This is a genomic window from bacterium (genome assembly GCA_016786595.1).
Classification (GTDB): Bacteria; Bdellovibrionota_C; UBA2361; order SZUA-149; family JAEUWB01; genus JAEUWB01.
In genome coordinates this window covers 14,023-33,198 of record JAEUWB010000001.1, presented here as the reverse complement: position 1 = coordinate 33,198, position 19,176 = coordinate 14,023, and the positions used below count along the sequence as shown (strand labels likewise).

General features: G+C 44.4%; 22 protein-coding genes. 15 read left to right on the top strand and 7 right to left on the bottom strand.

The features are described from left to right. Nucleotides 1-12 precede the first annotated feature (12 nt). Both argH and JNK13_00180 read left to right on the top strand, forming a co-directional pair. Nucleotides 13-1,371, top strand: coding sequence for an argininosuccinate lyase (gene argH / locus JNK13_00185; GenBank protein MBL7661146.1), 1,359 nt, complete (start codon nucleotides 13-15; stop codon nucleotides 1,369-1,371). A 224-nt stretch (nucleotides 1,372-1,595) separates the two neighbouring features. After that, nucleotides 1,596-1,925, top strand: a complete 330-nt coding sequence (locus tag JNK13_00180; GenBank protein ID MBL7661145.1) for a hypothetical protein — start codon at nucleotides 1,596-1,598, stop codon at nucleotides 1,923-1,925. An 83-nt stretch (nucleotides 1,926-2,008) separates the two neighbouring features. Here JNK13_00180 and JNK13_00175 read toward each other — a convergent pair whose 3' ends face one another. The 7 genes from JNK13_00175 to JNK13_00145 form a co-directional block, all read right to left on the bottom strand. After that, nucleotides 2,009-2,680: a hypothetical protein gene (locus JNK13_00175; protein ID MBL7661144.1), complete on the bottom strand. Its 672-nt coding sequence runs from the start codon at nucleotides 2,678-2,680 to the stop codon at nucleotides 2,009-2,011. A 269-nt stretch (nucleotides 2,681-2,949) separates the two neighbouring features. Continuing rightward, the gene (locus tag JNK13_00170; GenBank protein ID MBL7661143.1) at nucleotides 2,950-3,474 is read right to left on the bottom strand and encodes a hypothetical protein; all 525 of its coding nucleotides are present in this window, start codon (nucleotides 3,472-3,474) and stop codon (nucleotides 2,950-2,952) included. Between the two features lie 17 nt (nucleotides 3,475-3,491). Beyond that, entirely contained in the window at nucleotides 3,492-4,208 is a 717-nt protein-coding gene (locus JNK13_00165) for a glycosyltransferase (protein MBL7661142.1), read from the bottom strand. Then, the gene (locus JNK13_00160; protein MBL7661141.1) at nucleotides 4,181-5,134 is read right to left on the bottom strand and encodes an NAD(P)-dependent oxidoreductase; all 954 of its coding nucleotides are present in this window, start codon (nucleotides 5,132-5,134) and stop codon (nucleotides 4,181-4,183) included. The genes JNK13_00165 and JNK13_00160 overlap by 28 nt, the downstream gene beginning before the upstream one ends. Then, a complete protein-coding gene (locus tag JNK13_00155; protein MBL7661140.1) occupies nucleotides 5,119-5,898 on the bottom strand; it encodes an aldolase in 780 nt (259 codons plus the stop codon). The genes JNK13_00160 and JNK13_00155 overlap by 16 nt, the downstream gene beginning before the upstream one ends. Before the next feature lie 34 nt (nucleotides 5,899-5,932). Beyond that, nucleotides 5,933-7,015 (bottom strand): M48 family metalloprotease, encoded by a 1,083-nt coding sequence (locus JNK13_00150; GenBank protein MBL7661139.1) that lies wholly within the window; start codon nucleotides 7,013-7,015, stop codon nucleotides 5,933-5,935. 84 nt (nucleotides 7,016-7,099) lie between these two features. After that, nucleotides 7,100-7,249 carry a hypothetical protein gene (locus JNK13_00145; GenBank protein MBL7661138.1) on the bottom strand — a complete coding sequence of 50 codons (150 nt, stop codon included), beginning with the start codon at nucleotides 7,247-7,249 and terminating at the stop codon, nucleotides 7,100-7,102. Between the two features lie 309 nt (nucleotides 7,250-7,558). Here JNK13_00145 and JNK13_00140 point away from each other — a divergent pair, with 309 nt between their 5' ends. The 13 genes from JNK13_00140 to JNK13_00080 all read left to right on the top strand — a co-directional run bounded on the left by JNK13_00140 (nucleotide 7,559) and on the right by JNK13_00080 (nucleotide 18,866). Further along, nucleotides 7,559-8,572, top strand: coding sequence for a hypothetical protein (locus tag JNK13_00140; protein ID MBL7661137.1), 1,014 nt, complete (start codon nucleotides 7,559-7,561; stop codon nucleotides 8,570-8,572). A 182-nt stretch (nucleotides 8,573-8,754) separates the two neighbouring features. After that, the gene (locus JNK13_00135) at nucleotides 8,755-9,324 is read left to right on the top strand and encodes an HAD family hydrolase (GenBank protein MBL7661136.1); all 570 of its coding nucleotides are present in this window, start codon (nucleotides 8,755-8,757) and stop codon (nucleotides 9,322-9,324) included. Nucleotides 9,325-9,336: 12 nt separating this feature from the next. After that, nucleotides 9,337-10,293: a GDP-mannose 4,6-dehydratase gene (locus JNK13_00130; protein ID MBL7661135.1), complete on the top strand. Its 957-nt coding sequence runs from the start codon at nucleotides 9,337-9,339 to the stop codon at nucleotides 10,291-10,293. Continuing rightward, nucleotides 10,266-11,360, top strand: coding sequence for a lipopolysaccharide heptosyltransferase II (gene waaF, locus JNK13_00125; GenBank protein MBL7661134.1), 1,095 nt, complete (start codon nucleotides 10,266-10,268; stop codon nucleotides 11,358-11,360). Before JNK13_00130 ends, waaF begins: the two co-directional genes overlap by 28 nt. Next, nucleotides 11,357-12,088, top strand: a complete 732-nt coding sequence (locus JNK13_00120) for a phosphotransferase (protein ID MBL7661133.1) — start codon at nucleotides 11,357-11,359, stop codon at nucleotides 12,086-12,088. The genes waaF and JNK13_00120 overlap by 4 nt, the downstream gene beginning before the upstream one ends. Then, nucleotides 12,075-12,794 carry a hypothetical protein gene (locus tag JNK13_00115; protein ID MBL7661132.1) on the top strand — a complete coding sequence of 240 codons (720 nt, stop codon included), beginning with the start codon at nucleotides 12,075-12,077 and terminating at the stop codon, nucleotides 12,792-12,794. The genes JNK13_00120 and JNK13_00115 overlap by 14 nt, the downstream gene beginning before the upstream one ends. Nucleotides 12,795-12,813: 19 nt before the next feature. After that, nucleotides 12,814-13,848 carry a glycosyltransferase family 9 protein gene (locus JNK13_00110; protein ID MBL7661131.1) on the top strand — a complete coding sequence of 345 codons (1,035 nt, stop codon included), beginning with the start codon at nucleotides 12,814-12,816 and terminating at the stop codon, nucleotides 13,846-13,848. After that, nucleotides 13,841-14,620, top strand: a complete 780-nt coding sequence (locus JNK13_00105; protein MBL7661130.1) for a glycosyltransferase family 2 protein — start codon at nucleotides 13,841-13,843, stop codon at nucleotides 14,618-14,620. Before JNK13_00110 ends, JNK13_00105 begins: the two co-directional genes overlap by 8 nt. A 7-nt stretch (nucleotides 14,621-14,627) precedes the next feature. Next, nucleotides 14,628-15,614 (top strand): D-glycero-beta-D-manno-heptose-7-phosphate kinase, encoded by a 987-nt coding sequence (gene rfaE1 / locus JNK13_00100; GenBank protein ID MBL7661129.1) that lies wholly within the window; start codon nucleotides 14,628-14,630, stop codon nucleotides 15,612-15,614. After that, a complete protein-coding gene (locus JNK13_00095) occupies nucleotides 15,614-16,516 on the top strand; it encodes a YicC family protein (protein MBL7661128.1) in 903 nt (300 codons plus the stop codon). Before rfaE1 ends, JNK13_00095 begins: the two co-directional genes overlap by 1 nt. Before the next feature lie 4 nt (nucleotides 16,517-16,520). Continuing rightward, nucleotides 16,521-17,171, top strand: coding sequence for a guanylate kinase (gmk, locus tag JNK13_00090; GenBank protein ID MBL7661127.1), 651 nt, complete (start codon nucleotides 16,521-16,523; stop codon nucleotides 17,169-17,171). A 187-nt stretch (nucleotides 17,172-17,358) separates the two neighbouring features. Beyond that, nucleotides 17,359-17,970 carry a YqhA family protein gene (locus tag JNK13_00085; protein ID MBL7661126.1) on the top strand — a complete coding sequence of 204 codons (612 nt, stop codon included), beginning with the start codon at nucleotides 17,359-17,361 and terminating at the stop codon, nucleotides 17,968-17,970. 248 nt (nucleotides 17,971-18,218) lie between these two features. Continuing rightward, the gene (locus JNK13_00080) at nucleotides 18,219-18,866 is read left to right on the top strand and encodes a sigma-70 family RNA polymerase sigma factor (protein MBL7661125.1); all 648 of its coding nucleotides are present in this window, start codon (nucleotides 18,219-18,221) and stop codon (nucleotides 18,864-18,866) included. Nucleotides 18,867-19,176: the final 310 nt, after the last annotated feature.

Here is a 19,176-nt window from a genome sequence, read left to right as displayed (position 1 = left end):
TATAAACCACCTATGAACAAATCAAACCCACTCTGGAATAAAGGCTATCAAGTTGACGACTTAATGTTGCGTCTAACTGTCGGCACCGATTATCTAGTTGACTGTCAAATCGCGCGTTTTGATTGCATCGGCTCTGCCGCGCACGCAAAAATGCTGGAATCAATCGGGATTCTCAAAAAAGACGAACTAGTAAAGCTCTTAGCGGGGCTAAAGGAAATCGCGCAAACTGCAGCAGAGGGGAATTTCCAGATCCCAGTCGAACTTGAAGACGCTCATACTGTTATTGAAAGTAAACTTGCTGAAAAATACGGAGAAACTGGTAAGCGCATTCATGCGGGGCGGTCGAGAAACGACCAAATTTTACTAGCGACAAGACTCTACACACGGCATTTGGTGATGAGCTGGACAAAGCACCTACTTGATTTATCGACACTCTTTTTTAGTCGCGCCCAGCACTTTGGGCATATCGCCATGCCTGGGTACACGCATCTCCAGCGCGCGATGCCTTCAAGTGTTGCGATGTGGATGCATGCTTTTGCTGAAGGCACGCTCGATTTAGCTCGCGAAGGTTTAGGCTTAATTTTAATTCTTAATCGCAATCCACTTGGTGCCGGCGCCGGCTTTGGTAGCTCTTTGCCGCTTGACCGAGAAATGGTTGCAAGGCTTTTAGGTTTTGACGCTGCTCAGCGCAGTGTGATTGATGTACAAAATAGTCGTGGTCGCAACGAGCTGCGTGCCTTGCAATTTGCTGCCAGGATTGCCAGTTTATATGAAAAACTTGGTTGGGATTTTGTCCTTTACTGTTCTGAAGAATTCGGTTTTATAAAATTACCCAAAGAACTCACCACAGGTTCCTCGATTATGCCGCAAAAGCGTAATCCTGACTTGGCCGAGTTGCTACGTGGCAAGGCCTCACGTGTTAGATCAAAGGCCACAGAGCTTGAATGGGTAATTGCTAAACTTCCCTCAAATTATCATCGTGACCTGCAATACTCTAAGGAACCATTAGTTGCAGGCGCGCAAGAGCTAGCTGATATTTTTGCGATGACAGAGCTATTAGTTAAAGGTTTCACCTTGAATCAAGAGCGACTCCAGGCTGCAATGACATCTGAGCTTTATGCGACATATGAAGCTTTTCGCTTAGTTCAGTCGGGCATGCCTTTTCGAGATGCCTATCAGCAGGTGGCTCAGAAGGTTGAGGCAAAAAAAATCGATAAAGACGCCTTGGAATCTGATTTTGATTTTATCAAACAAACTGCTGACCAGGAAATTATTCAAGGAATTGAAGAGCTTAATTCTCTTGTCGTCAATCTAATCAAGTGGCACGAGAAAATCTCTCTTGTTGAACAAGAAGTTTTTCATTCTGCCTAGCACGCGCAGTTGACAGTCGATGATCTTAAGCTTATGTAGGCTTTGCGTATGAGCATTCCTTGCTACGCACGGATGTCCCACTGTGCAGCATGCCTGCTTAGATTGGCTGGCTGTATGATGAAGCACCCGTCCTTCTTTTTATTCAATAGGTTGTTTGAGGTTCTTAGCTCTCATCGCGAGAGCAAAAATCATAATTGTGTGAAAAATAGAAGGAGAAATTAGTTGTGAAGAAGTTAGTTCGATTATTTGTTTGTTTTTATTTCCTAGCCATTCCGTTTATCTATAATTTGAGTGCGCGAGCAGAAGAATGTAGAGAGAGTAATTTTGTTAGCCTAGATTGCTTAGTGAATATGCTGAATGCTGCAAAATTCTCATGCAAAGACGACAATGGTGATATTGTTGAAATTCCGAGCTATCAGTATTGCGGAAACTGTGCAAATCGCCGCACATGTATTGAATGTTGTAAGCAGCTTGCTGGTGCTGCTCAACAAAGACAATGCCGTTCTGCTTGTCCCAATCCAGATTTAGAGACTACTAAGGCGATAGAACGTTAGAAAAGTCGAGGCGATAAGCTAAAAATCTTTAGGGCGTCATTCCAAAAAGGGTGACGCCCTATTTTTTGTTGCAGCGACCGATCTCATTTCGACCCAGAGCAGACCGTGTCTCGGATCGCTGTGATCGATTTGAGCCAGCCTTCGGGTTCAGCTTTGTCCCAGTCGACTGTGGCATTCAGTGCGACCAGAATTTCCTTGTCGGCAGATTTGGCAAGCCAGTAGCAGCAGACGATGCGTCTGTGCCAGACCTTACCATCCTCTTCTCCACTTACCGTGTAGGTGAAAGAGACCTTGTCGGACGTAGCCTCGAGAGTCTGAACCGCTGAAGGATTCGCGGCCGACACAATTTTCCTTGCGGAGTAGTCATGGACAAGAGCCTTCATGCCGCCGCGCTTGATTGCAGCCAGAATCTCATCTTGCTCATGGGCATCGTATGCGCCGCCGAGGCTGAGCTCAAGGGCTTGGTTTTCGGGGAGCGGTTTGCCACCTTCGAGCACGAACTCAACGAGGTCGAGGTCAGTGTCGTATCTGGCACGCCAGCCGACTGGAGTTTCGACTGAGATCTTAACTCCTCCAAGAGAGATTCTTGAAAGGCTGACTGTTTCGACGGTCGTATTGGATCCGCGATGCAATACATGCAGTTGACTTCCCCATGCAGATGCAGTCAACGCCACGATTAAGAACACGAAAACTGCTCCGTAGAAGGCCCATGCCGTTCTCCACAGATCAGCGTTCAGGGTTTTGGGTTTTTTCATGATTGTTCAGGCCCTCCTTAGGCCTGACTTAAAAGTGAAAAAATCTCTTAAGTCAGGCCTAGCGGGTCTGATAGAAGTATAACCTTAGTGCTTATCGCTTCGACGCAGGTAAAAGTTTTAACTTTTAATTGCGCCAAAACATAATCTACTTCTACCCGGATAAAAATTTAAGGAAAATTAACCATCATGAGTTTAGCACAATCTAAAAAGTATTGCCAAAAACGCTAAGCTTTTAACTGCCGAAGTTAGCTGAAATTCTTTGGATTTAATCAGCCCAATGGACCAAGCAGTAGCAGGGCTGGTAGAGCTAAGATTGCGGCAATTAAGGCGAAATTTCTACTGATTATAAGGTTTTCCCTGCGTTGTTCAACAATTGCTTTGAGAGCGAAAAAAATTCCCGATAATGCTGCGCCCAAGGCAATCGTAGCGGCGATGATGCCCTTATTTAAACAACTACAAACGCTGACTGGCGTAAAATAAAGCAAAAACATCAGTAGCGAAGGTAATAACGCGAGGAAAAGATGCTTTCGGAATGAAGTTAGCTTGGTTTGATCAATTGGGACATAGAATCCGTAAATACCGTTAGAAAACTCTCCAGCAAGAAACTGAACTCTTTTACCATCGACTCTAATTTCATAAACGCTAAAAATATAACTTTCCCCATGGTGCGGGTCTTTGACTGTAACCTTTTCTCCAGTTGGCGACTCCCAAGTCTGTGACCAGACATTTACGCCGCCAATCATGAAGCTTTGGTTTTCTCCAGAACTACCAAGAAATTGCCAGGCATTTTCCATAAATTTTGGCTTAAAAGTTATTTGAGCAGTTTATACTTAAGGCTATAGATAATTGCATTAGTGGCTAGGTGCAAACGCCGAAATGCGCCATATGCAGATTCCCCATGCTCGCGTTTGCTGCGAATAATCGGAATGGACGTAACTGGACGCTTACTTAGTCCAATCATGGCAGTCAAAAATGGTTTTTCACCAGCATGTATCATTAAAAAATCATAAATACTTTTGTCAAAGACGACAAATGCTCCAGCGTCGGCAGGAACCCCAGTAATCCAGGACAAAAAAGTTTTAAAGATTTTCCCAGTATAAAGTCTAAAACGCGATTCGTATTGGCCACGCCTTCCCGCAAAAACGGCTGAAGCAGTTTGAAGTTCCAGGAGTAGGGTAGGCAGGTCCTCGGGTCGATCCTGGAGATCTGCGTCCATGACCGCGAAAATATTGCCGCTTGCGGCCCTGAGGCCTGTAAAAATTGCACGCTGTTGCCCAAGATTCGTCGGGTGCGCGAGTAGTTTGATTTGTGTGTTATTGGCCGCAAGTACTTTGATCAGCGCGCTGTAATTTTCTGGGCAAGCATCAACGCAGAAAATAATTTCGTAGCTCGTAAGCATATGCTCGAGAGTTTGCTGGAGGCGCTGAGTTAATTCGCTAATTGTCGCGGAGTTCTTATAGACAGGGATGATGACTGATAGCTTAGTGTCGAGCGTGGGCATTAGAATGTCGGATTGTTTTTGTGCCATTCATTTTTGTACCACTCAAATGTCTTACTTAACCCTGCGGATAAATCTACTTGTGGCGACCAATTCAGGATTCGGCACGTCTCTGTGATATTTGCCGCGTGAGTATGCATTAAAGCTTGAAGCTGGGGATATTTGCCGGGGTGTTTTTTTACTTCACAACCAATGAGTTTTTCAAACTGCTGCACAACGGCGTGCGTTGAAGTTAGTTGCCCAGAACCTAATTCGAAAATTGCACCTGGCGTAGTCTCGACAGTCATTGCTTGTAAAAAAGCCTGGCTGAGGTCGTCAGTATGAATGAAATCACGAAAACATGGTTCTGCTGTAAGTTCTAAGACTTGATTTCGTATATGAGCGTTGATTAGTTGTGGAACGAAACGCGTTACTTTTTCAAACGGCCCGTAGGCCCGAGCAATCAGTAAAACTAGAACTGGTAGTTTGAGATTTTGTGCAAGCCAAGTGGCGAGCATGCGTTCCGAAGACTTAGGAATCGAACGAAAACTGATTAGTTCGGCAGATGCTACTTGAGAGTAGCTATCGGTTAATAAGCTACCTGCGACAATAACTTTTTTTAAATGCTTAAGTGAGCTTGCAGCTTGTAAGAGGTTAAATGTTCCGAGAATACTGGTCTCTAGCGCCTCGCGACATTGGCTTAATGTTTGGGAGTGATCGGGAGTAGCAGCTAAATGAAGTATATAATTTGGATCAATCGCCGAAACAATCGATTCTAGGGTAGTTTGATCTCTTAGGTCAGCGTAGTGAAGTTTGGCGTAACTGCTAAGCTCATTGATGCGGCTCGGATCACTAGTCGGGCGAACTAGAGCATGCAATGCTATTCCTTTAGGGGCCAGCGCGTGCACTAGGTTAGTTCCAATAAATCCAGTTGCGCCGGTCACTAGCACTGATTTGTCGCTTAATTTGTCGAGCATGCTTGGACCATTTGAATAAATTGCTCGCGACGATGAAGTCGCAAACCATTTTTGAGCTCAGCAGCCGCTGCTATAAGTCGATGGATATTTTCAATGTCAGTTGCGTAACTGTCAGGACTAGAATCTTTGATAAAAGATCGGCGCAGGAAGGTAAACGCTACTTCCAGGCGCAGCAGCTCGGCGAGTAAAAGTTCAACAGGAATCGGCGAACCTTTCCCGGGAATTGTCACACCAGCAATGCCAAATGGACGAGTGATTTTTCCTCGTAGTGCATCGATTGTGCCATCGACAAGCGGCAATAAAATATTATGCGCTTGATTGCGCGAAATCGATAAATCATTCAGCCCAATATATATTCGCGAAAGTGGCAAGTCGTTGAGTTTGCTGGCAATTGCTACAGCTTCATTAGTTTCAATTAAAATGCCAAGCGGAGCCCGTCCAGCGACTAGGTCTAATGCAGCTCTTACTTCTTCAGCAGTTTTTACCATCGGGAGCAGAATCTCATCTGCACCTGCAGCAATTGATTGTTCAATTTCTGTGGCAATTAATGCGGGATGGTTATTGATTCTGCAAATTAGGTGCTTAGTAGTTAAATTCCTGGCGCGCTCTAAATCAGCTACGGAGTAGTTGGAGATGGACGTATTTGCGCCGGTTTGGCGTTTTGCCTTGTCGCACTTCTCCCAATCTACAACGTAGCCGCTAATTTGTGCCGAGCTAGTTGATCGAATCTGATCGGGATTTGCAGTAAAGAAGTATAGATCCAAAAGTAGGTGTCCTAAGGGTATTTAGTTTTAACTACTACTGGATATCTGCGCTTCTGACAAAGCCATTTGTTGGCGCAGTGATTTGGGTCCAGCCATTTTTCTCTGACAGAATATTTACAAATCCACCAAGCCGGATCTCACCGAGCTTGCGTGATTGACTTGATGGTGATGCATAAACAATTGCGCGGTTACTGATCACTCGTGCGTGACTTTGATTGAGGTTGAGCATTCTATCTCGTTGATTATTTGGACTGCTCTGCCACTGGCTAGAAGTGACGCTCATGTTATTAGCGCTGGCAAAGTTTTGTTTTGTTGCTTTTCCTTGGAAGCGCAGCTCTGCCTCGGGCAGATAATTTTGCAGTGCAGTCAAGCGCTCTTGAGCGGGGGGGTGAGTTGAAAAAAACTGTGGTCCAGTCTGAAAATCCGGATGATCTTGCACCCGCGCCCAGAAAGCAACTGCACGTGCGGGGTCATACTTTGCGTCGGCCATCATAAAGAGGCCAACATGATCCGCTTCAAGCTCAAGCTGGCGCGAGTAGGGGTTTAAAAAAATTCCACTGCCAATGCCTTGAGTCAGTGATGAGGCAATGTCGCCGAGGCTTGAATACGCGCCGTTCGAAACAGTAGAGACAGCGGTACTTGCCGCGACAGCGCCTACTGCGATGAGGATTTTTTTAACCTGTTCATTAGGATCGGGGTCAGTATGTCCCGCAAGTAAATGGGCAATTTCATGCGACAAGACCGTCGCCAGTTCTTCCTCGGTTTGCGTGAAGTCGAGCAGGCCAGACCAGACAAAAATATGATTTCCTCGCGTTGCAGCCGCGTTTTTTACTTCTGGTGCTTTGAAAAGATAAACATGCCAGGGAGCTTTATCAACGTTTGCAGCTTTAGTTAATTTGTCGACGACGCGTTCAATTTTTGAAAGCCTAGGATCGTTATAGTCGAGGTCGTATTCTTTGCTTAATTGTTCAAGGACTTGGTGGCCGTATTGCTCGTCTTGAACTGAAACTGGCCGTGGAGTTGGAATTTCACCAGGCACAACTGGTCTGCGTGCTGTGGTGCAGGCGTTTAGACTGATTAGAAAAATTAAGAAGAAATGTGCCTTCAGCTTAGACATAGGAATGTGCTAGACGAAAATTTACTACGAAGGCCTCTGCTAGGAAAGCGTGCTTTCCAGCAGATGTAATGACTAGCGTGTGCCTTACAAATTGGCGTTTACGTTCTGTAAATTGGCTTCAGTTTTCTGACCGATGTCACGTATTAACGGAATTGCCAGCACAATAATGAGCGCTGCAAGCAAGCCAATCACAATCAATTCTACAGAACCTTTTTCATTATTTCTCTTTTTCATACTTCACATTCACTTTCCTGTGGGTTCTAAGTCGTTAAGATCACGATAACAATAACCCGTTTCTATCTGATTTATTATCGACTATCTACGAGAAATTCTTAAGACATACTCTTATGTCGCATTAAAATACTGCAATAATTAAAGAAATTTGCAATTCTTATGCATCTTCATGCGTCCTAATCAAAGTTTAACTTACTTGAATAGTCGAATAAGTTTATGTTAGTTTAAGTATATAGTCACATGAGCAGTCAGTATTTTGACTATTGGTTTTTAAGCAGTTTTTAGTGGTTTAATTAAGGAGAGACTTATATGTCTACAAAGCCCAGGGCTAGCCATAGTCCAGAAGATTTACGGGCGGTTAAAATAACAAGCTCAACGCCAATTGATGCGGGACCGATTGATCTGTCTTCGCGCACATTCGACCCCCATCTACCCGAGTTGCTTCGCACTTGGTCAAGTTACGCTACAAATATAATTTCCATTAACTGTTATCCAAATGGTCTGACATATACAATTCATGAAACTGAAAAAGCAGCCGATGAAATTTCAGCCGAGCACATTTTCACTCCAAGCCAGTTTCATTTACGCTTGCCGGAAACTCGTGAGATGTTTCTGCCTGCAGGCAGAATGAGTATGCTCAAGGATGATGCTCTGATCGAACTTGAACGACGCTTGCATACCCTTAAAGAACAGGGGACGTTAAATCAGTCTGTGATTTACCTGGGACTAATTAATGATCCTTTTCTTCCCCTGCATCGAAAATTTGCTGTGACCATGGGTGTGCTTGATTTGTTGGAGCGCTACGCGCCACAACTACTGGTGATCCAGACTCGTTCACCGATGGTAATTTCTGCTTTACCAACTTTAAAGATGCTCAGAGAACAAGCCATCGTGGCGATGCATTTAGAGTCTCCCTTAGAAAACGTGGTTCAACGCTATACCCCAGGACAGCCCCGTATTTCCGAGCGCTTATTGGCCGTAGATGGGCTGCGTTGCCAGGGCGTTAAAATTAATCTCGTCGTTTCGCCAATTTTGCCATACGGAGATGTGCACCGCGATGCATGGAAATTCGCAGAGATTTTAAATCAACATGCCGATTACATTACCTTTGGTTGTTTAGCAGTAGGTACTTCATTTACGGATCAACAATTGCGAAATCTTCCAGTCTCGAAGAAATTGATTGCTGATAAAAATCTCCGTACGCTGAGACCCCACGCTTATCGGCATGTCTTTAATGCGCTGAAGCAAGTTGCTCCGGAAAAGTTATTGCTCCCGATTAAGCCGCCGACATGTCCAGCTCAACTTAAACTCTTCGCCGCTTGATTTAAGGGTTAGGTTGGGCGATCTCTTCGTTGCAAAATTTTTTTCTCCGCCTCGTTTATTGCAATAAAGTCAGCATCGAAAAAAATTTGCGCCGCGACCTCTCCTCAACCGAACCCTTAAATCCTGGAACTAGATCCTCAGAAAGTATTGCTATTCGAACATAGGAATGACATATTACTTTTGTGCAGAAACCAAGTAAGCAAAAGGCTGTATTTTTGGATCGTGACGGCACGATCAATGTCGACCTAGGTTATATCAACCGACCTGAGGATCTAGTTTTAATCAAAGGTGCTGCGGCGGCGATTGGAAATTTAAAGCGATCGGGCTTTCATGTTTTTGTCGTCACTAATCAGTCAGTGATTGGGCGAGGTGAAGCAACTAGTGAAACTATCGAGCAAATTCATGCAAGAATGCAGCAGCTTTTAAGCGCTGAGGATCCTGCCGCGACGCTAGATTATATTGCTTATTGCCCACATTTATCGGAGGATAACTGCCAATGCCGTAAGCCTAAAACTGCAATGTTTGCTGAGATTTCGCAGCGCTTTTCAATCGACCTTGGACAATCGTATATGGTTGGAGATAAACTCTCAGACCTTGAATTTGGGTGGAACATTGGATTGCCAAAAACACGAGCAATCTTAGTTCACACAGGTTATGGAGTACGGCACCTTGCAAAGGTTTGTCAGGAAAACGATGTGCCTGTGCACGTGAATAGTATTCTCGAAGCACAAGCGCTAATAACGAGTAATTAATAGAGTATCTAGATGAAATGTGTTGTTACCGGATGTGCCGGATTTATCGGGTCACATCTCACAGAGCGTTTATTAAATGATGGGCACGAAGTTGTTGGAGTCGATTCGTTCCTCGACTACTATCCGCGCGCAATTAAAGAAAAAAATCTACAAGTAGCACGGGATCACCGCGCATTTAATTTTGTCGAGGGAAATCTTGCGAAGTTAGATTTACTGCCAATACTTGAAGGCGCAAGCTGGATTTTCCATCAAGCAGCGCAAGCTGGCGTGCGCGCCAGTTGGGGTAAGAGTTTTGATCTCTACCTGGAGAGCAATATCCAAGCGACGCAGCGCCTACTTGAAGCAGCTAAAGATCGTGCAGTGCGTAATTCGCTAAAGAAAATTGTCTACGCCTCAAGCTCTTCAGTTTATGGGAATGCGGAAACGTACCCCACAACTGAAAAGATGAAACCACAACCAGTCAGCCCCTATGGCGTGACCAAGCTTTCAGCTGAGCATTTAATGAGCCTCTATACGACAGAATTTGGCGTGCCGACTGCGAGTCTACGTTACTTCACTGTTTACGGGCCGCGCCAACGCCCAGACATGGCCTTTCATAAGTTTATTAAAGCAGGTCTACAAAACCAAGCACTGACGATTTATGGTGATGGTGAGCAAACCCGTGATTTCACCTTCATCAGTGATGCGATTCAAGCAAACTTGAGCGCCGCGCAAGCCCAGAGCTCAGCTCTCGTGTTTAACATCGGCGGAGGCTCACGCGTTTCTGTAAAGAAAGTGCTCAGTGTGCTTGAAGAATTAATCGGTAGAAAATTAAATTTAAGCTTTCAAGAGACTCAAGCCGGGGATGCGCGACATACTGCGGCGGATATTTCCTTGGCACAACGTGAAATTGGGTATCAGCCCAAGGTTAGTCTTGAGCAAGGTTTAAGCGAGGAATTAGCGTGGCTCAAAACGAGCGGGCTCGTATAACGGCCGAACGCATTTTACTTGTACAAACAAGTTTTCTGGGAGACCTAGTACTCTCAACTCCTGTGATCTCTGCCTTGCAGGAAATTTTCCCAGCAGCAAAAATTAGTCTGTTAACTACAGTGGAAAGTGCCGACCTCGTGCGCTCAGACCCGCATGTAAACGCAGTGATTACTTTTGATAAGCGTAGATCTGATGCTGGTTTGAAGGGCTTATTCAGACTGGCCAAGCAACTTAGAGGGGAAAAGTTTGATCTTGCGGTGAGTTTGCACCGCTCCTGGCGCACAGCAGTGCTACTTTTTCTTGCAGGCATTCCTCGTCGCGTCGGCTTTGCGGAAGCTTCAGCGAGATTTTTGTATACCCAGACTTGTCCCGGACGCGATCTCGAGCATGCTGTGCTCAGAAATTTAGCGATTGTGAGAAATTTTGGCGTTGACCCACAGACACTCCCTGCGGATTTAAAGCTCTGCCTGCCTCAAGCGGCACGCGAGAAAGCAGCGCAAGTTTTGCAGACTTTTGGCAACAAGCGCATTGTAACAATTGCGCCAGGCAGCGTTTGGCTCACAAAACGCTGGCTACCAGAATATTTTGCTGAAGTAGCTCGGCAATTAAACGCAGCTGATTTCGCTGTATGTTTAGTGGGTGGGCCAAGTGACAGGGAAGCTGCGCAGCTGATTGAAACAACAACTGGCAGCCAAGTGCTTAATCTGGTCGGCAAGCTTACTTTGATTGAATCCGCAGCAGTTATTGCAAAGTCTGAGTTGTTGATTACAAATGACAGCGCACCGCTACACATTGGATCTGCATTTAAAGTTCCAACTGCGGCAATTTTTTGCGCCACAGTGCCTGAATTTGGTTTTGGCCCGTGGCAAAACAGGCATCTCAATCTCGGTGTGGAAGGCTTAAGCTGCCGTCCTTGCGGGCGGCATGGCAGGCAATATTGTCCGACGGGGACCCATGCTTGCCGCAAAAATCTCACTCCTGAGATGGTAGTAAACGCGGTACAGCAATTGCTGACCTCTTGTCAGCCTGCCTTCGACCCGAGCTCACGACGAGGTCTCCAAAAATGAGCAATATTTTTCCACCCGGCAATTTTACATTAGATAGATCAGAGAATGACTTGAGTTTGCACATCCATCGAATCGGAGCGCAGGTCCCCAATCTTTTTACCTTGCAGGCGGAAGATCGAATAAAAATTACAGGCGGTCGCGGCGGAAGTTTCTATTATAAAAGCTCACCCAAGGGATTAATTGTGCGTCAGTATCTACGTGGCGGGATGATGCGCTTTGTCTCGCATGATAAATTTGTCAGTCTTTCTAAGGATCCGCTGCTCTATCGCCCTTTTCGCGAACTGCAAATTTTAAATTACTTAGCCTGTAATAATGTCTCAGTGCCTGAAGTGATGGCAGCAAGTGTCAAAAGATCAGGCTTTTTATACCGGGGCATGCTCGCAACGACTGTCATTGAAGGTTCTAGAAACTTGGCGGAACTCAACCAGAAAAACTGTGAGCTTGTGCTGATTGAACGTTTTGCTGAGAAAGCAGCTGAACAAGCGCTAGATGTTCTTAAATTAGGAATTTTTCATCCAGACCTTCATCCTGCCAACGTCATAGTTGATGCAGCTGGAAATATTTATTTAATAGATTTCGACAATGCTTTTAAAATTTCTAATAATCTAATTGGGCGTTTGGACTTACTAAAACGCTGGATCAGATATTGTCATAAATATCAGTTGTCAGAAGGATTGGTTAGAGGCTTTGAGCGGGGGATGAGTGGTAATAATCATGGACGTTTCTGATAACATTTATTGGGTATATAGTTCTGCCTCTCAATCAATAGCAACGTTTATAGGGTTTTTAATTGCTGGTTACACGTTAGTGCATAGTCTTATGGAAAGTGCTGCACGGGCAGATGAAACTTTGTTTGAAATACTTGAATCTCTTAAACAAGATTACCATGTAAAACTTTCACTTTTAATTCTTGTTACTGCATCTGGCATTATTGGGAGTCTCTTGGTAATGTATTTGTACCCGACTTGTTATGCTTTGTGGTGGTTTCAATCGATTCAATTATTCACGGTTGAACTAATTTTAGCTTCAATTGTCGGAGGAGGTTTTTTTGTCTCAACAATTATAGATCCAAAAAAATATACTAAAGCAGCTCAGCGACTTGCTAAAGAAATTGATTCAAGCGTGCTAGGTGATTTTCGAAGCAGCAGAAGTGAATTTGTGGAAATTTTTATAAAAATAGAACAGCGTGTGCGTATATTATGGGGTAACCATACTGATGGAGAACGGCTAAAAGAACACGGGCAGGTCTCTTTCAGAGAAATGGTAGATACTCTCCATTTATTAGAAGTTATAAGTGACGATTTGTATGAACAGCTTATTTTAATAAGCAGACATCGAAATTTAGTAGTACATGGGCATATTCCCGACGTGAGCGAGCAGATTTTTCAACAAGCCAAGGACGTTGAGACGGAACTAAGAACAAAGTTAACGTAAAGCTATGAAAGGTTCATAGATGGATACTTATCCACAAAAGATTTTGGTTATTCTTTTTGGCGCAATTGGTGACGTTACTAGAGCCTTGCCACTGGTAACGCGACTCAAGCGTTCCTGGCCAAATGCGCAGATTACCTGGGCCGTTGAACCGATTTCCAAGAGTCTGGTTGAAAACCATCCAGCGATTGATAAAATTCTCGTGTTTGATCGTCCTCGTGGCTTTAGCGGCTATTTAGAATTTCTCAGAAAAATGCGTAGCCAAAATTTTGATTTAACTCTTGATTTGCAAAGGCACTTTAAAAGCGGGGTGACTTCTCTATTAAGCCGTGCGCCGCGCCGCGTTTGTTTCCATCGAAAAAACTCACGCGAATTCAACTGGATTTTTAATACGGAACAAGTTCCGGCAGCCGAACATTTTTCTTCTAAGGTCATACAGTATCAAGCTTTTGGTGATTATCTAGGTTTAGCTGTAGCAACACCACTTGATTTTGGATTACAGCCGACTAAACTCGCGCGACAAACTGCACTTGAAATCTTAAATTCTGCTGGGCGCAGTGAAGGGGATCGTTTGGTTGGGTTACTGCTGGGCTCGACCTGGGAAACGAGACTCTGGCCAGTTGAGTATTATCAGGAATTAATCCAGCGGATGCATGTAGAGTGCCAATTGGTGCCGGTGTTAATTGGCGCCAAGAGTGAACGAGTTTATGCGGCAGCGCTAACTGCTACAGCTAAAGTTAAGCTGATTAATTTAGTTGAAAAGACTTCACTTGGTTTATTACCGGCAGTTTTTTCTGAAATGCTACTTGCCGTTGGATCGGACTCGGGGCCAATGCATATTGCGGCTGCTAGCGGCATTCCAGTCGTCTCACTTTGGGGCCCGACTAGTCCCGAGCGATCTCAGCCTTGGGGTTCGGAACAGTGGATTATGCAAGGTCAAGCTGATTGTAGCCCATGTTATTTAAAGCAATGTCCTGGCCTTGGAACAATTTGCATGAAATCAATTTTACCTGAAGCTGTATCCATGCAAGTATCGCGTATTGTAAAACATGGATAAAAGAGAAAAAATATCGGCATTTATTATAACTTTCAACGAAGAGCGCTATTTGGAGGCGTGTATCCAGAGTGTTTCTTTTTGCGATGAAATTATTGTGATCGATTCTTTCTCCCAAGATCGCACCGTTGAAATCGCCAAGCAGCTTGGCGCTAAGGTTTTTACGAGAGCTTGGCCAGGGTATCGTGCGCAGAAAGCATTCGGACTGGAACAATGTGAGAATGAATGGGTTTTAAATATTGATGCTGATGAGCGCGTTACTCCAGAGCTCAAAGAAAATATTCTATCTGCATTGAGCCAAGCCAAGTCGAAAAATATCAACGGCTATTATATGAACAGGGTTGTGTTCTTTTTAGACCGTTGGTGGAGGCGCGGAGGGTGGTATCCCGAATATCGCTTGCGGCTTTTACGTAAATCTAAAACTACTTGGGGCGGAACAGATCCTCACGAAAAGCCAATTGTCGAAGGACAAACTGAGACTTTGGGGGGCGAACTTGAACACTACACTTATAAGAATATCGAAGATCAATTTAGTCGCTTGAATAAGCATTCCACGGATGCTGCGCGCGAAGAGTATCAGTTGGGAGGCAGAGCAAGTTTATTTTCCTTGATTGTTAACCCTTTAGTTAGATTTTTTAAATTTTATGTAATAAAGCGAGGGTTCAGTGAGGGCAAGGCTGGGTTTATTGTAGCTTTAGCTGAGGCCTATTACACATTTATGAAGTATGCCAAAGTTTGGGAACATGAGTTCAATGAACGTAAAAAGAGGTCTTAACTAATCAATGCTTAGCGCAGCAAAACGAAATGAGTTGCTTGAGATTGTTGCACGGATGGAAGGTAAGCGTGTGCTTGTGATTGGGGATTTAATTCTCGATCACTATATCTGGGGAGCAGCCGACCGAGTTTCTCCAGAAGCACCAGTCTTGGTCGTGCATGTTCGCACAGAAGATTTTAGGGCAGGGGGAGCTGGTAACGTCGTCCAGAACTTGATTGAGCTCGGAGCTAAGGTTAGCGTTTGTGGCGTGATTGGCGCGGACTCTTTCGGCGCTGATTTGATTCAAAAATTATCAAGTCGTGGCGTTGATACTCAGGGAGTGATCAAAGACCCTAGCCGTGAAACGATTCGTAAGACTCGTGTAATTGCACAATCACAGCAAATTGTGCGTGTCGATCGAGAATCGACCGATCAAATTGGTGCGGCTACTGAAAAACAAATTCTTGATTTCGTGCGCGCACATTCAGCTCATGTCGATGCAATTATTATCTCTGACTACGCTAAGGGTGTAATTACTTCAAAATTATTTGAGCTCTTTGCCGCACTAAAGCCGGTGATTGTCGTTGACCCTAAACAGGCTAATTTTTCGATTTATAAAAATGCAACGATCATCAAGCCGAATCGATCAGAGGCGCAACTTGCCTCCGGGATGAAAATAAAAACTATCGAAGACGCCTATCGGGCAGGCAAAAAGTTACTAGAAATCTGGCCCTGTCAGACTGTTTTAATTACACTTGGCGATCAAGGGGTAGCAATGATTTCGCGTGATGGGCAAACTATTCACGTGCCGACAAAAACGCGAGAAGTTTATGATGTCTCAGGTGCAGGCGACACTGTCTCTGCAGTTTTTACCCTGGCGCTTGCGACAGGGGCAAATCTGACTCAAGCTGCAGAGCTTGCAAATCACGCAGCAAGTGTCGTAGTTGGGGAAGTTGGTACAGTGCCAATTACCAAGGGTCAATTAATTACTGAACTCAATGAGGATCATCATTAATGTCACTTACGAGCATGACAGGTTTCGGTAAGGCTGTTAAATCCTTTCCTACGCATGACGTCGAGGTTGAAATCAGGTCTGTTAATCATCGCTATTTAGATGTGAGCGTTAGATTGCCTGGGCAATACTCTGCGTATGAAATTCCCTGTAATGAAATTGTCAAAAAACTTTTACGACGTGGCAAAGTTGATTTGCGTGTTGTCATTGCAGAAAAATCAGAAACTGCTTCGGGCGTCAATCTGAAATTGGATCAAAATCTTTTCCAGCAATACTTTAGTCTTTATCAACAAGCATTTCAGCAAGTCTTAAGTGGTGCAGAGCGCTGGCGTGAACAGGCGGTCTTTGAAGTCCTGGGCCGCCATGATGTAATTTCTAAGGATTCAAGCCCACTTGAAACTCAACTTCTGCCCTTAGCAGAACTCCAAACGGTGCTAGAGCTTGCGCTGCAATCCTTACTTGAGATGCGCACCGCGGAGGGCAAGAAATTAACTGAAATCTTAAAAAAGAATCTTAGTGATTTGAAGGTCATTGCGCAAAAGATTGAGGCTCTAGCCTTGCAGTCACGCGATTTTTATCGAACTAAACTTGAAGAGCGGCTTAAGAATTTTGCTCCGGCCAATACGATTGACCCAGACAGGTTAAGCCAAGAAGTCATTCTTGCTGCTGACCGCACTGATTACACAGAAGAAGTAGACCGCCTGAGAAGTCATTTTACTCAGTTTGAGAAGCTTCTCGGTGCAAGTGATGATATCGGTAAGAAGCTAGATTTTCTCTGCCAAGAAATGCATCGTGAATTTACTACCTGTGGCGCTAAGTCAGAGCTGGCTGAAGTTTCCTTATTGATTGTCGAAGCCAAGTCATTACTTGAAAAAATCCGCGAACAGGTTCAAAACGTGGAGTAGCGTTATGTCCGGCACCAATCGACCAATTGTTCGACCAGTTTATCCGATATTATTCTGCTTTTGCGGACCGACTGCCAGCGGTAAATCTACAATTACTGAGTCGATTTTAAATCGCGCTAAACACCTCAGGAAATCAATTTCCACAACAACGCGTAGCCCCCGGCCTGGTGAAGTTGATGGCCGTGATTATTACTTTGTTTCTACGACCGAGTTTGAGGCGCGGCGCAGAGCAAATCAATTTATTGAAAACGCGATCTATAGTGGCAATCAATATGGTACAGAAAGGCGCAATATCGAAGAAGCGCTGCGAGATCACGTGGATTTGATTTTTAATATTGAGATTGAAGGCGTTACGGCACTAAAAAATCTATACCCTGGTCAAGTTGTAACAGTATTTGTTTTCCCACCATCTTTTCAAGAATTAGAAGACAGGCTGAATCGACGTGGCGCAGAGACTGAAGAGGAAATGAAGCTACGTATTGATACTGCGCATCACGAAGTTGAAGTTTTGTCCGATGCCAAATTTAGTGACTATTTTCTGGTCAATAACACGCTCGATCATGCAATCGACCGAGGCCTAGCCATCGTTGAAGCTGAGCGCATTGCCGTGCGCCACATTGGTGCAGATTTTTTTAAGCAGTTACAACGTTCATAATTTCTTCCCCAGTTGTTTTCTTAGCTAAGAAATTATGCTATCTTTGGCTTTTTTCTTGCTGTTCTTTGAATGAAATATGTTTGAGTAGTTGATAGTCTTAATCTAACAAAAGTAATTTTAGTCATTTTTCTTCTGCTATCCGGTCTTTAAGGACAATCAGGTTTTTAAAGGCGCACAGAGCAATAAAATGAAAAAAACCAAGAACGGAGGAGCCCACCCGCACTCCAAAATAGAGCTTTGGCTTGAGAACGGTCTGTTCTGGAGTCGTTGGCTGCACGTCGTCTTTTATGTAGGTCTTGGTGTTGTGCAAGTTGGCATGATGACTTACTTCGTCAAGGATTTGCTGAAGATTTTTAGCGAGATCCTGCATTTTGATGGAGAACAATTGATTCTTGCCGTTCTCGGCTTGGTCGATGTGGTCTTAGTTGCGCAACTCACCTACATGGTTACTCTCGGGGGTTACACGACAATGGTTTCGCACCTCGATATCAAAGATCGTCACCCCGATAAGCCGAAATGGCTTGCGCACATCAGCCCAACAACGCTCAAAACCAAACTTGCTCAATCATTGATTGGTATCTCTGGCGTGGGATTGCTCAGGGCATTTTTTGAATTAGACAAGTTGCAGCCAAACCACGTTTGGATGCGCTTGGCAATTCACGGATTGTTTGTTTTCTCAGCACTGGCCCTTGGTTTGCTCGAGAAAATGTCTGATGACGGCGATGAGAAACATCATCGTGATGGGGGTGATTCGCCGCCGCAAGGGGAAAAGGAACCCTATCTCCCGCACTCAGGCTGATGCTTGATTCCGGTTTTTCTGTCAAAAAAGAACGACCGGATATCAGAAGAAAAAATCTTTGCTCTAGATAACATTTGCTAACTTTAGCATTTCTTTTTCATAACGAATATTCATTCTAGTATTTAATTGTTGGTATCGGTTTGCTTCTTGAAATTTGTGACAAAGGTACCGAAATCAATTTACAAATCTGTGACAACTACCAAGTGCAGCTAGTCTAAAGTCACTCTTAGAACAAGGGAGGACGGGAGATGAGTATTACAACTGCACGCACTAATCTGAATCCACCAAGTGACCAGGTTTTAATCGATCAATTCTTAAAAGGTTCACACGAGAGTTTTGCTGAACTCGTTAATCGCTACCAAACAAAAGTATTTCACCTTGCAATGCGCTTAACGCGCAACCAAGAAGACGCCGAAGAAGTATTGCAAGAAGTATTTGTGACAATCTTCCGCAAACTCGACAGCTTCCAAGGTAACTCCGCATTTTCTAGCTGGCTCTACCGCATTACTGCTAACTGCGCATTTATGTTGTTACGTCGCAGAAAAGTTCGTATGGCCATGTCGCTCGATGATAGTCGCTTAAAAATCGAAACTTCAGATGAGCTGATCGATCGCGATTACACTGTATGTCCCGATGAACGCACCTTAGGTAGCGAAATTCGAAGCTCACTCTCGAGTGCGATCGAAAAGCTACCTGTTGAATACCGCACTGTGTTTGTAATGCGTGACATGGACGGGCTTTCCAATGAAGAAACAGCTGATGCGCTTGGGATTACAGTGCCGGCCGTTAAATCTCGCTTGCATCGTTCACGCTTAATGCTACGTAAACGCTTACGTAAAGTCTACGATTCAATCCGTGCGGTTGAAAGTCGTAGCGTCTTAAAGGCTGTTGCGTAGATTGCGAAAACTCGAGCAGGATTGATTTGCTAGATAGGACTGATCCTTAGGCTTGAACTTATACTTCTCCTGACACACTAGAGCGTTTCACGCTTTTGTGTAGATACAAACGACTCGCTTACGGCGAGCAAGTAATTTTATATTGAAACGCTCTAAAATTATACTGGTCATGTAAAGATGAATCTTTACATGACATTACGGGGACCAAATCGGTGTTTTGGTCCCCGCGACTGCTTTTCAAGCAGTCGCTAGAGCAGATCACTATCCAATACACAGATTCGTGATCTGCTCTAGCCTAATTGTAAAGAGA

Coding starts and splice junctions, on each gene's coding strand:
- argH (MBL7661146.1), top strand. CDS start 13: ATGAACAAATCAAACCCACTCTGGAATAAAGGCTATCAAGTTGACGAC.
- JNK13_00175 (MBL7661144.1), bottom strand. CDS start 2,680: ATGAAAAAACCCAAAACCCTGAACGCTGATCTGTGGAGAACGGCATGG.
- JNK13_00170 (MBL7661143.1), bottom strand. CDS start 3,474: ATGGAAAATGCCTGGCAATTTCTTGGTAGTTCTGGAGAAAACCAAAGC.
- JNK13_00165 (MBL7661142.1), bottom strand. CDS start 4,208: ATGGCACAAAAACAATCCGACATTCTAATGCCCACGCTCGACACTAAG.
- JNK13_00160 (MBL7661141.1), bottom strand. CDS start 5,134: ATGCTCGACAAATTAAGCGACAAATCAGTGCTAGTGACCGGCGCAACT.
- JNK13_00150 (MBL7661139.1), bottom strand. CDS start 7,015: ATGTCTAAGCTGAAGGCACATTTCTTCTTAATTTTTCTAATCAGTCTA.
- JNK13_00145 (MBL7661138.1), bottom strand. CDS start 7,249: ATGAAAAAGAGAAATAATGAAAAAGGTTCTGTAGAATTGATTGTGATT.
- JNK13_00140 (MBL7661137.1), top strand. CDS start 7,559: ATGTCTACAAAGCCCAGGGCTAGCCATAGTCCAGAAGATTTACGGGCG.
- JNK13_00130 (MBL7661135.1), top strand. CDS start 9,337: ATGAAATGTGTTGTTACCGGATGTGCCGGATTTATCGGGTCACATCTC.
- JNK13_00120 (MBL7661133.1), top strand. CDS start 11,357: ATGAGCAATATTTTTCCACCCGGCAATTTTACATTAGATAGATCAGAG.
- JNK13_00115 (MBL7661132.1), top strand. CDS start 12,075: ATGGACGTTTCTGATAACATTTATTGGGTATATAGTTCTGCCTCTCAA.
- JNK13_00110 (MBL7661131.1), top strand. CDS start 12,814: ATGGATACTTATCCACAAAAGATTTTGGTTATTCTTTTTGGCGCAATT.
- JNK13_00105 (MBL7661130.1), top strand. CDS start 13,841: ATGGATAAAAGAGAAAAAATATCGGCATTTATTATAACTTTCAACGAA.
- rfaE1 (MBL7661129.1), top strand. CDS start 14,628: ATGCTTAGCGCAGCAAAACGAAATGAGTTGCTTGAGATTGTTGCACGG.
- JNK13_00095 (MBL7661128.1), top strand. CDS start 15,614: ATGTCACTTACGAGCATGACAGGTTTCGGTAAGGCTGTTAAATCCTTT.
- gmk (MBL7661127.1), top strand. CDS start 16,521: ATGTCCGGCACCAATCGACCAATTGTTCGACCAGTTTATCCGATATTA.
- JNK13_00085 (MBL7661126.1), top strand. CDS start 17,359: ATGAAAAAAACCAAGAACGGAGGAGCCCACCCGCACTCCAAAATAGAG.
- JNK13_00080 (MBL7661125.1), top strand. CDS start 18,219: ATGAGTATTACAACTGCACGCACTAATCTGAATCCACCAAGTGACCAG.